We start from the raw sequence: 15,485 nt of genomic DNA on the forward strand, positions 1-15,485 counted from the left end.
CCAGATTGACTAAAATGTGATATAAATAAATAATAATTGATATTTTCTCACTGCCGATAAAAGCGTATATTTGTCGATACTTTCACGTTATACCATTCTTTATATGAAAAAAATCCATTTGTATATTTTGCTTTGCCTTTCCTTCTATAGCATTGCTTCCTTTTCTCAGGGGTACTCTAATTTTCATTTCAAGAAGTTACAAGTAGATAATGGACTTTCCGCAAATTTTGTCTTTTGTATCATGCAAGATACGAAAGGTTTTATGTGGTTTGGGACAAAGGATGGTTTAAATAAATTCGATGGGAATAGTTGCAAGGTATTCAGACATAATCCTCAAAAAGAGAAAACAATCGGAAATAATATCATACATTGTATGATAGAGGCTGATAATAATAAGCTATATGTAGGTACAGAAGCTGGGCTTTATATAATGGATATAGCCGACGAAACTTTCGAAAAAGTGGAGAATACAACTGTCGATAATTTTAAAATCACTTATACTGTAACCACCATTTTTAAAGATAATAGAGGAAATATATGGATAGGAACTAATTCGCAAGGTATTTATACTTATAATCCCGAAAAGAATGAGTTGAAGAGGGTGCGGGTAAATGGATACGATTTTGACTCCAACATAGTATGGTCTATATACGGAGATGCCTCTGATAATATTTGGGTTGGTACAAGGCTTGGATTGCTCAGGTATAATTCAAATACTGGTTTTTTTGATCCGGTAGAAGGGTTATATAGCCTCTATGATAGCTCCGAGCATGAGACACAAACAATCGTCGAAGATGTAAATGGTGATCTATGGCTTGGAACATGGGGTAAAGGTCTGCGTTTATATAAAAAACAGTCAAATGTATATACCACTTTTCTGGGTTCAAATAAAGAACCTTCTGCCGTAACACGTATTATGGCTATTTGCCAATATCGGGACAATGCTCTTCTTGTAGGGTCAGACAATGGATTGTATATGTTCGATATTGAGAATAGAACATCCAAGAGAATCGATGTTCCTAATGCTTACCATAGTTTGAGTGATCAGGCTATCGGTTCAATCTACAAAGATAGGGAAGGAGGAATATGGATTGGTACTTATTCGGGGGGAGTAAATTACTTAAGTCCAAGTGCATTCTGCATAGAAACATATTATCCCGACATCTTATCTGGATCTTTATCGGGAAAAACAGTCAGGCAATTTTGTGAAGATGAAAATGAGAATCTATGGATAGCTACGGAGAATGGAGGCGTGAATTATTTTAATACGAAAGATCAAACTATCACTCAGCCGATAAAAGAATTGTATCATAACGCACATGCCTTATTGCTCGACGGAGATAACCTGTGGATAGGTACCTATGCAAGAGGTATTCATGTCTATAATACTAAAACAAAGTCTCTATCTGTATTCAAGCGTAGTCCTGATGGAAAGAACAGCATTAACGATGATGGTATATATGCCTTATATAAAACTAAAAAAGGAGATATTTATGTAGGAACTCATGCAGGATTGAATAAGTATGACAGAGATAAAAATATATTCATTAACATCGAACAAGCTTCGAAATTTATATACGATATAAAAGAAGATGACTTTGGTAATCTATGGTTGGCCACTTACGGTTCAGGAGTAATAAGATATCATATGCCGACTAATGAATGGATCTGTTACGATTCAATATACACTGATTGTAATCCATTAAAAGAAAGTAAATTAACCAATATTTATATTGATTCTAAAAAAAGATTACTATTTGCAAGCGAAGGGCAAGGTGTTTTCATTTACGACTATAAAACTGATAGTTTTAAGAATATATCTGAAACCGATGGTTTGCCTAACGGAGTAATATATGGTATCTTGGACGATCCGCAAGGCAATTGGTGGATGAGCTCTAATAAGGGAATCATCCAGATGAATACATCAGACCTGCACAATATAAAACTATATACAAGGGACGATGGATTGCAGAGTAACCAGTTTAATTATAAATCAAGCTATAAGGCCTTAAATGGAAAATTTTACTTTGGAGGAATCAATGGATTTAGTTCATTTTATCCCCAAGATCTCAATAAAAACAAAAATACCGTCTTACCATCAATAGAAATAACCCAGATTGATATTCTAGGTAACAGAGATAGGAAACTGAGTGAAGCCATACAGCAAAAATTAAACAAGCAACAAAAGATAATATTGCCCTATAACAAATCTTCTTTTTCCATATCTTATACAAGCTTAAGTTATATAGCACACTCGAAAAATAAATATGCATATAAGCTGGAAAGAACGGATACTGAGTGGAATTATGTCGGAAATAAACAAAGCGTGACTTATGTAAACTTATCTCCCGGCAAATATTTATTCAGAGTGAAAGGCTCTAACAATGATGAATTGTGGAATGAAGAAGGGGCAAAAGTAGAGATAGAGATATTACCCCCGTTTTGGTTATCTATTCCAGCCAAGGTTATATATTTGGCTTTGATTTTGGTTATGGCCTATTTAATTATCTCATTTTACATAAAGAAAAGTAGAGCAAAGCAAGAGAAACAACTGGAAGCATTCAAAACGGAGCAGGAAAAGTTATCTTTTAAATCGAAAATAGATTTCTTCACTACCATAGCTCACGAAATTAGAACTCCGCTGAGCTTAATCTCTGCGCCTTTGGAGGAGGTTGTTAATTCAGGAGAAGGAAGCCCTGAGACTAAAGAGAATATATTGATAATCGAAAAGAATTGTGACAGGCTGACTGAATTGATTAATCAGTTACTGGATTTTAGAAAAATGGATTCAACTCAGTATATTATAAATCCGACAAGAGTAGATCTGCGCCATCTTTTAACTGAATTGTACGGACGTATTAGTAAAACAGCTCAGAAACAGCATATTGATTTTATTCTCCAGCTTCCTCAAGATGAGCTTATAGTAAATTCAGATACAGATGCATTGATCAAAATAATAGGGAATTTGCTTACAAATTCGCTGAAATATACGAAAGATAAAATAGTCTTATCTCTCATAAAGAATGAGAATGCAACTTATTCTGTGTTTGTCGAAGATAATGGAAATGGTGTCTCTGATACCTATAAAAAACTGATATTTGACCCTTTTTATCAGGTGCAAAATGATAATGGGAAGATGGGGACTGGCTTAGGATTATCTTTAGCTAAAAAACTCGCTGAGATGTTAAACGGCAATATTACTGTAAAAGACAATGAAACTGGGGGAGCTACATTTGTATTTAATTTTTCAGATTTGCCTCTTTTATATCAACATAAATCAGAGTTTGATAGCATTGCTGCTGAAAAGGAAATCATAAAAAACAGAAGTACGCCGGAAAACAAAAACAGTATACTTGTTGTCGAAGATAATGTCGAAATGGCTTCATTTATAAAAAACTCTTTGAACAAAGACTATGTTGCTGATACCGCTTTCAATGCTGAGGAAGCCATGCTGTTATTAGAAGAGAACAGCTATGATATTATAATCTCGGATATTATGATGCCTGGGATAGATGGTATCTCATTTACAAAGAAATTGAAGTCGGACCTCAATTATAACCATATCCCTATCATACTACTTTCGGCTAAAACTGAAAATGCAGTAAAGATAGAAGGATTGCACTCAGGTGCAGATGTTTTCATCGAAAAGCCGTTCTCCGTTTCATATCTGAAGGCGCAAATCATGAGTTTACTTGAAAATCGGAGAACTGTGCTTGAGGCTTTTAATCGTTCCCCTTTTATTTCTTACTCTGCATTAGTCACTAGTAAAAATGATGAGCTATTTTTGAGCCAGTTAAATGAAGAAATTGAGAGGCATATCTCAGACGAAAATTTCTCTGTAGAGTCACTAACCGATATTTTCAACATCAGCCGCTCTCACCTGCAAAGAAAGCTCAAAGCAATAGCTGGTGCTACACCAGGTGATTATTTAAGGAATTACCGTCTGAGAAAAGCCTGTCAATTATTGTTGGAGACTGATATGAGGGTAAATGAGGTTGCATATAGTGTTGGCTTTAGTACAGCTTCCTATTTTACACGTGTGTTTCAGAAAACTTATGGCATTTTACCTAAGGAGTTTATAGCCCAACATACGAATAAAGCAAAGAAGTAATCACGGAGGATTCCGGGGGGGCACCGAGAATGGCACCGAATTGTTGTTAGTATTTTTTGGATGACCAGCGAAGAGGACACAAAAAAGCCCCTAAAATGTCCGTTTTAGGGGCTTTTTAACTGTAAATACAGTGTAGTTTGTGCGGATGATAGGACTCGAACCTACACGCCTCACGGCACCAGATCCTAAGTCTGGCGCGGCTACCAATTACGCCACATCCGCATGTGTAGCTTTTTTTGTTTAGCGGTGCAAAGATAGGAAGATTTTCTGATTTGGCAAATAATTCGACAATAAAGTTATTCACTTAAGATTTCGAATGCCTTTTCAATCAGTGGATCTTTCTTCTGTGATTCTATGTCGCCTTGCTCTATCCCTTCTTCCAGAATCTTATCCATATTTACGTATACATCAGGTTTTATTCCATCCTCCAATGACTTTCCATATTTATCAAAGTGGGGGCTGGCAGAGAAGCGGACGCTCCAACCATTGGGTAATTCTGATGAAAATGGTAGCCCTGATCCACCACCAGTCTGGTCGCCCAGCTGGATGATTCTTTTATCTTCGTTATCATTGTTTAAGCTGCGCATTACGTTAACAAAATCATTTGTGGCACTATAACATCGACGATTGGTTAGTATCACGACCTTTTTTTGCCAACGAATACTGTTGGAGGGTTCTAAATAAATGGGCTCCATCTCTGAGAAATCATTGTGTCCCGGACCTGTCTTATGTTGGATATATCCTGTTAATGCCAGTTTATCAGTGAACCGGGCGGCTATGCGTGAAGAATTGGTTAGATTACCTCCTCCGTTATCACGGACATCGATAATTAATCCATTGCAGATTTGTAGATAGTAAAGGACCTCATCCAAATTGCCGTCTCCAACTCCAGCACTGAAACTTTCATAACGTATGTATCCTATGTTATTGTCGAATATTTTATATTTAAGACCGGCGGATGTGCGATAGCCTGAATTGGCACTACCCAGATAATAGTTATAAAGAATATCTTCTCTATAATTCCAAGGGTAGCCCTGATACCATGCGTCGTAATAAGAAATACGACTGGCAGAAGATAGATTGACATGCCCGTCTTTCAAGATATAAAGCATTTGGCTTAGGATGTCGAACAGGTCATCATTGGACATCGACGGAATAATCAGTTTGCTGTACTCGTTATGAACAGCATCCCAATCAATGCCTTTTGTATCCAAGAAACAATACTGTTCGTCAATGATTTTCCATAGTTGTTCGAAATTACCTCTGGGATCATTGGCGTAGTCATCTTCCCCAATGCAACCGGTCAGCACCGGAAGGCAGCAGAACAGCCAAAGTATTTGTCTAATCTTATTTCTCATTATTAATTGATCTCTCACTTGAAGTTTCAACATTAAATTTTGTTCTCTTAGTATGCTCCAACCGATGAAGGAAGAGCAGTTCCTTTTTTATTTCGGATACGGTATAGGTCTTTCACAAATCCTACCATGAATACGTGTGAGTAGGTATGTGTCTTGATATTGTTAACGTTGGATTGCTGCAAATCAGCCAGGTAGCTGAAGCGCATTTTGGTATATCCTATCGGCAGGTCGACGGAGAGCATCTGTCGCAACGAAGGTTGATTGTGCAGGGAGGTAAATTTTATCACTCCACTCGAATTTCCCAGAGAAAATATTTCGTAATAAGATTGTCCGTAGTGGGGGGAGAACATCACTCCCATAACCGGCAGATTGACCTGATAGCGCAGTACTATCGGGTAACGTTTGATTTTTAGGTGCCAAATGGCCATTCCGGAGGCATCCAGATTGACGTATGCCCGTGCGGATGCCGGATTGTTGGTATTTCGGAGATTATAGACAAAGCCTCCGTTGACATCTATCAATCCTCCGGCCAATAATTTGAAATTCTCCGTCAGGCGAAACTGGTAGTGTAATCCATAGTTCCAGTTGACTAATCCGGAGAAGGTGTTATTGTTATCGGCGCGGTTGTGCGTATAGCCGATGTCGGCTTGAAAGAAGTTCTGCACAGACACATTTCCATCAAATAACTTGGTCATCCGAATCAGCTCACGGGAAACACGGAAGTCGATTCCTTTGTATTCCTGCGGTGAAAGATAGGTGTCGAAAACGTTCGTAAATCCGACACCATACATGGTGGCACGTGTTACATACCGATGGGGTTGCAGACTGTCGATCTGCGCTTGTAATCTTGTGCTAAGGGCGAACAGGATGAAACCTGTCAGCCCCAGGTATATTAGTCTTTTCTTCATCAGAATAATTTCATCTGCCCGGTGATCTCATCGATAATATCGCCTTCGCTCTTGTCGCTGTCTGGGTCCAGGTTTTCCGGTTCCTCTTCAGGAACTTCCTGTTGCTCTTGTGAGGGTTCGGGGAAGCGAGTTGGTTCAAGCTCATTGATCGTCTCCACTGCATAGGTCGTGATACGTTTTCCTTTAGCTTTGAAACCTTTTACAGCAATGAATTCATCTGCATCGATATTCAGTGGTTCCCGGAAACTGTCGTGTCCGCCAAATATTACTTCCAGGCGAGGATAGTACTCGTCGGTCAATAGGATCAGACGGTTGTTCTTATTTTCTCCCAAGTAGTTCTGTTTACGGTTGGAGGACTCAAAACAGAAACGTTTCAGATACGGATAATTCTGCTGGTCGGCATCGTAAAGCGCGGCAGTCCATATCTTGTTAGGATCGAACTTCTCCACGATGCTTACATTATCTTCATAGTGGTTGCTCAAGTCGAAGTTGGTAGTATAGAAATCACCGTTGTTCAGAACAATCAATATGCTGTCGTCGCTTTGGAATTCACCCAGATATTCACCTCGTCCGTCATAGTTGAGGCGGAGTATGTCACGGTCAAACCATACTTTACGTCCACCGAGCGTGGAACCTCCTTTTTGTTTCAGGGATATCTTATGTACCGGCAAGCGGGTAAGAATCACGCCTCGTGCCTGACGTCCCTTGATACTGACCTCACTGAAGTCATGCTCGAAAATGATACGGCGTACACGCGGATTCGGTTTCAATGTCACCTTGATGATTTCGGCTTCTCCATTCGGGTTGGCACTGAAATAGGTAATCCGTGATTCGGGAGTTCCCAGGGTGACATCATATTCGCGGTCGCGAACTACAGAGGTCACGGCGAAACGTTTTACGTATGTCGTTCCTTCTTTTCCGTCGCGGTAAGCTATATTGTAGATCGTACGTTTATCGTTCTTCTTGAATACATTGACATAGAGAACGTTTTTGCCGACGAATTTCTTGTCGGCAACAGGAGTAACGATATACTTACCGTCGCGGAAGAAGATAATGACATCATCGATATCCGAACAACATGCAACGAACTCGTCTTTTTTCAAGGCTGTTCCGATAAATCCTTCTTCGCGGTTGATATAAAGTTTTTCGTTTGCTTCTACTACTTTGGCAGCTTCGATGGTGTCGAAGTTACGTAGTTCCGTACGGCGCGGGAAGTTCTTGCCGTATTTGTTCTTCAACATCTGATACCAGTTGACAGTATAATCTACGATGTGATCCAGATGATTATCAATCTCGGCCACTTCTTCTTTCATTCTGGCAATCAGTTCATCCGCTTTGTCCGAGTTGAATTTCAAAATACGTCCCATTTTGATTTCCATCAGTTTGAGAATATCCTCTTTGGTTACTTCGCGGATAAATTTCGGATAGTAAGGCGTCAGGCGTTCGTCAATATGTGCACAGGCTGCGTCCATATCTTTGGATTGTTCGAACTCTTTGTCCTTATAGATGCGTTCTTCGATAAATATCTTTTCGAGCGAAGCAAAGTGCAACGCTTCCAATATTTCGTTTTTCTTGATTTCCAGTTCCTGTTTTAGCAGATCCAGCGTGTTGTCTGCCGACTTTCTCAGAACTTTGCTGACAGTGAGGAAATGAGGTTTGCTGTCATCAATCACGCAGCAGTTGGGTGAGATACTTACTTCGCAATCGGTGAATGCGTACAATGCATCGATTGTTTTGTCCGATGATGTACCAGGTGCCAAATGCACTAATATTTCTACGTTGGCAGCTGTGTTGTCGTCTACCTTGCGAATTTTGATTTTTCCTTTATCAACTGCTTTCAGGATAGAATCGATTACTGTTGAAGTGGTCTTCCCATAAGGGATCTCTGTAATTGCAAGTGTTTTGTTATCAATCTTGTTGATCTTGGCACGTATTTTCACTGCTCCGCCACGTTCTCCGTCGTTGTATTTGGCTACGTCGATTGAGCCACCTGTCTGGAAATCGGGATACAATTGGAATTCTTCCCCACGTAGATAGCTGATGGAAGCATCACAAAGTTCGTTGAAGTTATGCGGCAATATCTTGGAAGAAAGTCCGACAGCGATACCTTCCACTCCCTGTGCCAGTAACAATGGGAATTTCACAGGAAGAGTGACTGGTTCCTTATTTCGTCCGTCATAAGACAATTTCCATTCGGTAGTTTTGGGATTGAAGACAACATCTAGCGCAAACTTGGATAAACGTGCCTCGATATAACGGGGAGCAGCAGCACCGTCTCCGGTGAGAATATTACCCCAGTTACCCTGACAGTCAATCAACAGGTCTTTCTGTCCCAACTGTACCAGGGCATCCCCGATAGAAGCATCCCCATGAGGGTGGAACTGCATGGTGTGTCCCACAATATTTGCCACTTTATTATACCGTCCGTCATCCAGACGTTTCATAGAATGCAGGATACGACGTTGTACAGGCTTTAAACCGTCATTGATGTGAGGTACGGCACGTTCCAGAATAACATATGAAGCATAGTCCAGAAACCAATTCTGGTACATGCCTGTTAACTGATGTTTTACGCTTTCGTCCCGCGCGTCCGTCGGTTTGTAGTCTGAATGTTCTTCCGTTATCTCGTTGATTTCGTCACTCATAAAATTCGTATATACTATAATTTTAACGCATACGCACGCAAAAATACAAAAATAAAAGAGATTTCGATGAAAAACGATGAATATTCCGTGTGTTAAAAGGGTATAAATCAGCTTTACGGAAGGAAAACAGAAAGGCATATCTTATCAAAGACATGCCTTTCTGTAAAATTATAACCTGATGAAAAAACGAGAAATGGGGACATGATTTAAACCCGTATTTCCCAACCTTTTTCGTACTCTCTTCCCCAAAGCTTATTGGCTTCCAAATCGTTAAGAATTCGTCCGCTTCCCGGATCAATCTGTAATGAATGTCCAACACGTTGGGCAATGTTACCTAATTGTACTAACTGGGTACTGATACAGGCGTCTACAATTCCGGAATTTAACTTTGTTCCTTTACGAATGGCATCAAACCAGTTTCGGAAGTGGAAGGCATCCAACTTTTCGGATGGATTCAACAGATTGCCGGTCTCAAATTTTAAATCACTTTTTACCTCTTTAATTGTTTTCCCTTTTATATCTGCAATTTTATATTCATTGCCACCGCCAATGAAGAGAGTTCCGGTTTCTCCATAAAATGCGGTTCCTACTCCATATCCGTCTACCGGCATCGTATTACAACTACGTCCTTCCCATGAAAAAGATGCTTCGTCGCCAAATTGGAAGGTGATAAGTTGTGTGTCAGGAGTTTGCCAGTCGTCTTGAAAACGATACCGACCTCCGATAGAATCAACCTTTGTAGGATAATCCACACCTACCCCCCAACGGAGCATATCAACAAAGTGAGTTCCATTGTTGAGTGCTTCACCTGTTCCCCAGTTCCAAAACCAATGCCAGTTATAATGGATGAAATTATCTTTGAAATCTGCAACACGTGGGGCAGGACCTTGCCATAAATCCCAATCCAGATAATCAGGTACAGGAACAACTTTCCCTGTTCCAATGGAAGGGCGATTATTGACATACCAAGATTTGGCATATCTCACTTTTCCGATAGAACCGGATTTTATTTCTTCCATAGCTTTAATTACATTGGGAAAGGAACGGCGTTGGTTACCCACTTGAACAATCCGGTTATATTTCAAAGTGGCTCGAACCAACATTTCATTTTCTGCCGGATTATGACTGGTCGGTTTTTCCAGATAAACATGCTTTCCAGCCTGCATAGCCATAATGGCTGCTTTGGCATGCCAATGGTCAGGGGTAGCAATCACCACTGCTTCAAAATCGTTTGACTCTAACATTTTACGAATGTCTTTTTCTCCTTTGGGAGTACGTCCGGTAATTTTGTGGATAGCAGCCTGACATTTTTCTAATGCTCTTGAGTCTACATCACAGATGTAAGTAACTTCACAATCTGGTAGTTTGGCAAATCCTTGCGCCAAGGCCTTACCTCTCGAATTCACTCCAATGACTCCGATGCGTATTTTTTCGTTAGCTCCCAGAATATCTTGATAACGGCTTGAACCGAATCCTGGAAGTATGCTTCCTAATGAAAGCGCAGCTGTACCTGCTACTGTTTTTTTGATGAAATCTCTTCTTGTTGTCATAGTATCTATTTTTCTCCAAAATTAGGTTATTATTAGAATATGTGAATGAGTATTTCCGTCAATTCTCCTTCAAAAAACGTCAATCTCTTATTTTTTTCTTCGGAAAAGGTGGATTGAGAATGTTATGATTCCTCGGGGAATCCATAATATAAGATAGATGAAAAAACTAATCACGATGACATATCCGATTTGGGATACTATTTCAATCCATGGGCGGGAATAGACAATGATTGCAATAACATTGATGACAAATGCAAGCAGGAAACTTAGAAGGTAGATGTTCCTTTCTTGTTTTAACTTTTTTGATGTGATAATAATATCTTTCATGGTTTAGAATTTCATATAAGGTATTTTATATTCGTCGGGGAAGAGGATGTGACGTTGCTCATCCATTGCCTGATTTCCAAGTAAGCAAAGGACTGTAGAACAGTAAGCCTCTTCTACTATATTCTGTGCTTTCTCTCCAGTAATGCACGATTGACAGAAGGAGGACAGAATGATATCTGAACCGTCTTTATCTGCTCCGATCATACTTAATCCACTGTTAACGTGAATATCTCCGTCAATAATGAAATGTGGAGTGTATTCCATTTTCGTTTCCGGTCGCCAGCTGGGGCCTGCCGTTGGGATGGCGGCAAAAACTTTGTCTTTTACCTGATCGATTAATTGGCGGATACCCGAAGTAGAATGATCTTCTTCCAGGTAATAAATACCTTTAGCCATTTCCATCGTACCTTTGTGACCTAGAATCTGATCTTCCATACCATTGAACTTATTGGAAATCAAAGATTCATAGGCAATCTTGGTTCCATCGGAATATCGGTAAGTCACATTTACACTATCGTATACTTCACGACCGTCTTTCCAGTAAACAATATCACCCATTCCCATGATACTTACCGGTATTCTTTTAGCTGCCCAGTTACATACTTCCAATTGATGGCAAGCCAGTTCAGTCATTAGTCCACCCGAACTTTCTTTATATAATCTCCAATTGATTTTGCGCTCCAATTCCGGTGAAGGTACAGGACGACGCCAGTCTGCATTTCTGAACCAATGGCAGCGCATTCCTACCACATCTCCGATCAGTCCGGAATGAATCATTTGCATCCCTTTGATATACTTCTCGTCATACATTCGTTGCATACAAAAGTAGAGGACTTGATTGGTCTCTTGATATGCATCGTAAATTGCCTTGCATTCTTCTAAAGTACGTGCCATTGCTTTTTCGCAGAAAACATGTTTGCCTGCAGCCAAAGCATCCAGTACAATGGGGGCGTGCCAGTTTAGTGGTGTGGATATGATGACTCCATCGATATCTTTCGATTCCAGCAGCTTACGGTAGTCTGTATAGGACTTGGCATCCGGGCAAAGCTCCAATGCCTGCTGAAGATTGGGAGCATAATTATCACATACGGCAACAATTTGCGCGTGTGGAATTTCTTTGAGGTTATGAATGTGGTATTGTCCTCTGGAACCAGTGCCAATTAAAGCGATTCGTGCTTTTTCATGCTTGATCTCTTTTAGCTTTTCAGGGGTACAGGAAGTAAGCCAGGGAGTGGTCGCTAATAAAGCGGTCCCTCCGGCAACATATCCCAGGCTTTTTATAAATTGTCTGAGTCCTAAGTCTACTCCTTTTTCTTTATGTTCTTTCATATTATAAGTCATATATGGTTGCTTGTATATTTTTAAAATTCTCAGTGAGTAATAGTTGTTGTTCTTTATTCGCGATCATCCATACGGTACTTAGAATTTCAGCCTCTAACGGATCTGTAGATATGATAGAGCTTGCTTTTCGTTGTTCATTTAATAGACCCGTAAGTGGATTCATAATGTGTCCGGTATATTGAAGCGTATTACCGGAAGTGGATAATGTTGTATTTTTAAGATCGAATTCATTTAAAAGAGACTGATTATAAGGATTCAGAAAACTTACTCTCCAACTGTCTCCATAAGGATGATGTCCCATGCCCAAAATGGAGCTATTACCGAAATTGACAAATGCATGGTTGATGTTCTCTTGTTCTATGAGTTTTTTGATTTTCTTCAAAGCATACCCTTTGGCAAAACCTCCAAAGTCGAGTGAAATATCAGGAGATATAAAGGAGATACATGAATGTTCATGAAGTTGTATTTTGGAGAAGTCTTTTAATGTAATGTCGAATAAGTGTGAAGTGGTCTCATAATAGTATGAGCAAAGCTGTAAGATTGATTCCATCTCTTTGCTGATTTGAATCTTGCTTTGATAAGTATGACTATTAATCTTGGAAACTTCACTATGAGGATCAAAACGATTTAATATCTTATCCAATCGCTCCAGCTCATTGATGATATGAGTCCAAAGTCCGTTTAAACGTTCTGCATTAGAATGAATAAGCAAAATATCGAATCGTGTCCCCATGATATGAGGAATGAAGCCATGAAACATGGCTTCATCTTTATAATATTTACATCCTGTTTCTAACACCTATTATTTTATTTATTTTCTTTCTTTTCTTTCTTTGCCATTTCTACAGCAGTTGTAGTAATGTAATATTTGGTTAATGTATTTTCGTTCTCCCATTTCGGGATGTTTTTGTTACGTATATAATGCAGAAAAGCTTTTGCTACTTTACTGAAATGCTCTTCATGTCCTAGTCTGTATTCCTGTGGAATATCAATAAGGTAAGTTCCATTCTTTTTGTTTTTGACAGATAAGAACGGATAAGTTATTTGAAGTTGCTCCACTGTTTTTTGTAATTGAACTTCAAATGTCCGATTGTCAATGTCCGGTTCTTTCTGTATATATAGCTCTTTTACAAATCCATTCTTTTCATCTTGAACGATTTTTAAAGTGGCTTTGCTCCCTTTTTTTATGGAAGTAAATGTGTCTCCTCCGTTAGTGGGTGGAGTATAATTCCATGTGACTTTCATTCCTATGTGAATGCCTTTAATTGTAAAATTTAATGTTCCATTTGCTAATACTTCCAATTTGTTATTCTTTATATGTTTATCAAGATAAGAAGGAAAAGAATTCATTTGAGTTGATTGGCTGAACTCTGGTAGTGTGATTGAAGTGGGCCAGTGTGTAGCTTTAGTTACTTTTACATCCGACAAATAGTGGATAGCTTTGTCCGGAAAACACTGCCATTGTACCAGATCAATAAGGTGAGTGGTTACATCAGCAATACCTTCACCCTGTTGCGCTGTATCGTAATACCAGGCTGGTCTGATCAAAGGTTTACCGGATACATTTTTGAAGAAGTGATGAACGCTTTCCATAGTGATAGAAGGATTTTCCGGTGAACCTTGTAACAGTTCACCGAACAGCTCCTTTTTTTGTAATAGTTCTTTTTCTATGATGTTGAGAATATCATATCGTTCTGTCATCAAATCATATAAAAGAAGATCTTTTTCTTTTGCCAATAGGTAAGCCTCAACCAGTAAGTTGAAATCTTGTTGAGTGATAGCTAAAGGCTTGTCCGAAAGAACATTGTATCCTGCTTTGATAGACTCTATTATATAGTGTGTCTTTTTTTGATTGTTTCCTGCTAGAACAACAACACCCCCTCTCTGTTCGGCGAGCATTCGGGAAAAATAATCATCTCCTTTATGTACCTGACATACCCACGAGGTGGGGGCCTCTGCACGCTGATTGTAAGAATTGATACTTTCCATATATTGGTTAAGACCTGTTCCTTCAGGAGCATATATGTAAATTGTATCACTGATATCTTTCAGCGTGTCTTTTTGGAGTAAGCTGGCGTGAAAATGTCCCGGATCGAGAACGGTTAATTTTATTTTGTGAGCTCTGTTGGTGTCTGCTTCATTGACAGTCCGTTTTTTAGATAAAGAGCATGAAGCAACCGCCAATGAAAGCACTAAAAAAACGATGTTGTTGTATATGAGTTTCATTCTTTATTCTTACTTGTAAGCTTTAATTAACTTCTGTGCATCTTTCCAACCTTTTTGGTAAGCCTCTTTCAATGTAATAATTTTTCCATCTTGCTCTTTACTCATATTAGAAGCTTTCATAAAAGTGAATATTTCAATTGTTTCTTCTTTTGAAATAGGTGCAACTCTGGTTTGGAAGAATGTTAGGATTTGTTTAAGGAGTGCTTTATATCCTTGATATCCTCCAACGGTTACCGTACCTTTAGACGTAAAGGCTGTACCTCCATAAATCTGCGGTCCTTTGGTGATTCCCCGGAATGTGCCGATTCTTCCATCTTTCCAGCATCCCACTACAACATCTCCTCTGTCGGATGACATACGGTTGACAGATTTACATCCTGTACCCATAATAGTGTACAGAGTTTCGACCCCATGGATTCCATAAAAACCGAAATCTGGATGAGTAGGTTCCACTTTATGTGGGGAATAACAGTCTGCTCCTAAGATTTTACCTAATTCATCATTCCTCAATTTTTGATTTTGAGGGGTAAAACGCAGGGCAGAGGATGAAAAGATTGGTATGTTATATTTTTCTGCCATCTCATAGATAGCGATAGCCTCTCCTAATGTAGCTCCGATAGGTTTGTCTATGTAACAAATCTTGCCAGCCTTGAAGACTTCTATAGCCTGTTCAAGATGAAGCCGTCCGTCATTTGTTTCCAGAAGCACGCAATCTACTTTATCCAATAAGTCTGCTATAGAAGAGACGATTTCTACTCCATGAGCCTTAACTTTTTCAATATATTCGGGAATACGTTTATAGCTGGATTGAATTGTTTTAGAACCATACGGGTAAGCGGCTACTACCCGGAACCCTTTAGAAAAAGTCTCGTCTGAGCCGCTATTGATCAATTCTGTAAAAGCGGTAGAATGGGAAGTGTCCAAACCGATAATCCCTATTTTCATGTTTTTTTGTGCGTATATACTGGTACTGATTATCAGTAATACAAAGAAAAAAGTAATTTTGTTTTTCATGATTG

At 39.2% G+C, this 15,485-nt stretch carries 10 protein-coding genes and 1 tRNA gene; 1 reads left to right on the forward strand and 10 read right to left on the reverse strand.

Translation table 11 applies throughout. The features are described from left to right. The first annotated feature begins 103 nt into the window (after positions 1-103). Positions 104-4,111 carry a hybrid sensor histidine kinase/response regulator transcription factor gene (locus GD631_RS06695; RefSeq protein WP_143256912.1) on the forward strand — a complete coding sequence of 1,336 codons (4,008 nt, stop codon included), beginning with the start codon at positions 104-106 and terminating at the stop codon, positions 4,109-4,111. Positions 4,112-4,251: 140 nt separating this feature from the next. Here GD631_RS06695 and GD631_RS06700 read toward each other — a convergent pair. From GD631_RS06700 to GD631_RS06740, 10 genes are all read right to left on the reverse strand, one after another. After that, a tRNA-Leu gene (locus GD631_RS06700) sits at positions 4,252-4,333 on the reverse strand. 74 nt (positions 4,334-4,407) lie between these two features. Then, complete coding sequence (locus GD631_RS06705) at positions 4,408-5,469, reverse strand: S41 family peptidase (RefSeq protein ID WP_143256913.1); 1,062 nt, start codon at positions 5,467-5,469, stop codon at positions 4,408-4,410. Between the two features lie 47 nt (positions 5,470-5,516). After that, positions 5,517-6,377: a DUF3316 domain-containing protein gene (locus GD631_RS06710; protein WP_143256914.1), complete on the reverse strand. Its 861-nt coding sequence runs from the start codon at positions 6,375-6,377 to the stop codon at positions 5,517-5,519. Beyond that, positions 6,377-9,022: a DNA gyrase/topoisomerase IV subunit A gene (locus GD631_RS06715; protein ID WP_143256915.1), complete on the reverse strand. Its 2,646-nt coding sequence runs from the start codon at positions 9,020-9,022 to the stop codon at positions 6,377-6,379. Before GD631_RS06715 ends, GD631_RS06710 begins: the two co-directional genes overlap by 1 nt. A gap of 206 nt (positions 9,023-9,228) precedes the next feature. Continuing rightward, a complete protein-coding gene (locus GD631_RS06720) occupies positions 9,229-10,572 on the reverse strand; it encodes a Gfo/Idh/MocA family oxidoreductase (RefSeq protein WP_143256916.1) in 1,344 nt (447 codons plus the stop codon). A gap of 87 nt (positions 10,573-10,659) precedes the next feature. Further along, positions 10,660-10,899 carry a hypothetical protein gene (locus GD631_RS22320; protein WP_074909940.1) on the reverse strand — a complete coding sequence of 80 codons (240 nt, stop codon included), beginning with the start codon at positions 10,897-10,899 and terminating at the stop codon, positions 10,660-10,662. Positions 10,900-10,902: 3 nt separating this feature from the next. Beyond that, positions 10,903-12,228, reverse strand: a complete 1,326-nt coding sequence (locus GD631_RS06725; RefSeq protein WP_143256917.1) for a Gfo/Idh/MocA family protein — start codon at positions 12,226-12,228, stop codon at positions 10,903-10,905. A gap of 1 nt (position 12,229) precedes the next feature. After that, positions 12,230-13,000: an FAD:protein FMN transferase gene (locus tag GD631_RS06730; RefSeq protein WP_143257107.1), complete on the reverse strand. Its 771-nt coding sequence runs from the start codon at positions 12,998-13,000 to the stop codon at positions 12,230-12,232. A 47-nt stretch (positions 13,001-13,047) separates the two neighbouring features. After that, positions 13,048-14,466 (reverse strand): putative oxidoreductase C-terminal domain-containing protein, encoded by a 1,419-nt coding sequence (locus GD631_RS06735; protein ID WP_143256918.1) that lies wholly within the window; start codon positions 14,464-14,466, stop codon positions 13,048-13,050. 9 nt (positions 14,467-14,475) lie between these two features. Next, on the reverse strand, positions 14,476-15,480 hold the full coding sequence (locus GD631_RS06740) for a Gfo/Idh/MocA family protein (RefSeq protein ID WP_074909933.1): 1,005 nt from the start codon (positions 15,478-15,480) through the stop codon (positions 14,476-14,478). Positions 15,481-15,485: the final 5 nt, after the last annotated feature.

The sequence above is a fragment of the Bacteroides luhongzhouii genome (assembly GCF_009193295.2).
GTDB lineage: Bacteria > Bacteroidota > Bacteroidia > Bacteroidales > Bacteroidaceae > Bacteroides > Bacteroides luhongzhouii.

Bases quoted from the DNA above. Each gene is read 5' to 3' on its own strand.
- GD631_RS06695 (WP_143256912.1), top strand. From the start codon at position 104: ATGAAAAAAATCCATTTGTATATTTTGCTTTGCCTTTCCTTCTATAGC.
- GD631_RS06705 (WP_143256913.1), bottom strand. From the start codon at position 5,469: ATGAGAAATAAGATTAGACAAATACTTTGGCTGTTCTGCTGCCTTCCG.
- GD631_RS06710 (WP_143256914.1), bottom strand. From the start codon at position 6,377: ATGAAGAAAAGACTAATATACCTGGGGCTGACAGGTTTCATCCTGTTC.
- GD631_RS06715 (WP_143256915.1), bottom strand. From the start codon at position 9,022: ATGAGTGACGAAATCAACGAGATAACGGAAGAACATTCAGACTACAAA.
- GD631_RS06720 (WP_143256916.1), bottom strand. From the start codon at position 10,572: ATGACAACAAGAAGAGATTTCATCAAAAAAACAGTAGCAGGTACAGCT.
- GD631_RS22320 (WP_074909940.1), bottom strand. From the start codon at position 10,899: ATGAAAGATATTATTATCACATCAAAAAAGTTAAAACAAGAAAGGAAC.
- GD631_RS06725 (WP_143256917.1), bottom strand. From the start codon at position 12,228: ATGAAAGAACATAAAGAAAAAGGAGTAGACTTAGGACTCAGACAATTT.
- GD631_RS06730 (WP_143257107.1), bottom strand. From the start codon at position 13,000: ATGTTTCATGGCTTCATTCCTCATATCATGGGGACACGATTCGATATT.
- GD631_RS06735 (WP_143256918.1), bottom strand. From the start codon at position 14,466: ATGAAACTCATATACAACAACATCGTTTTTTTAGTGCTTTCATTGGCG.
- GD631_RS06740 (WP_074909933.1), bottom strand. From the start codon at position 15,480: ATGAAAAACAAAATTACTTTTTTCTTTGTATTACTGATAATCAGTACC.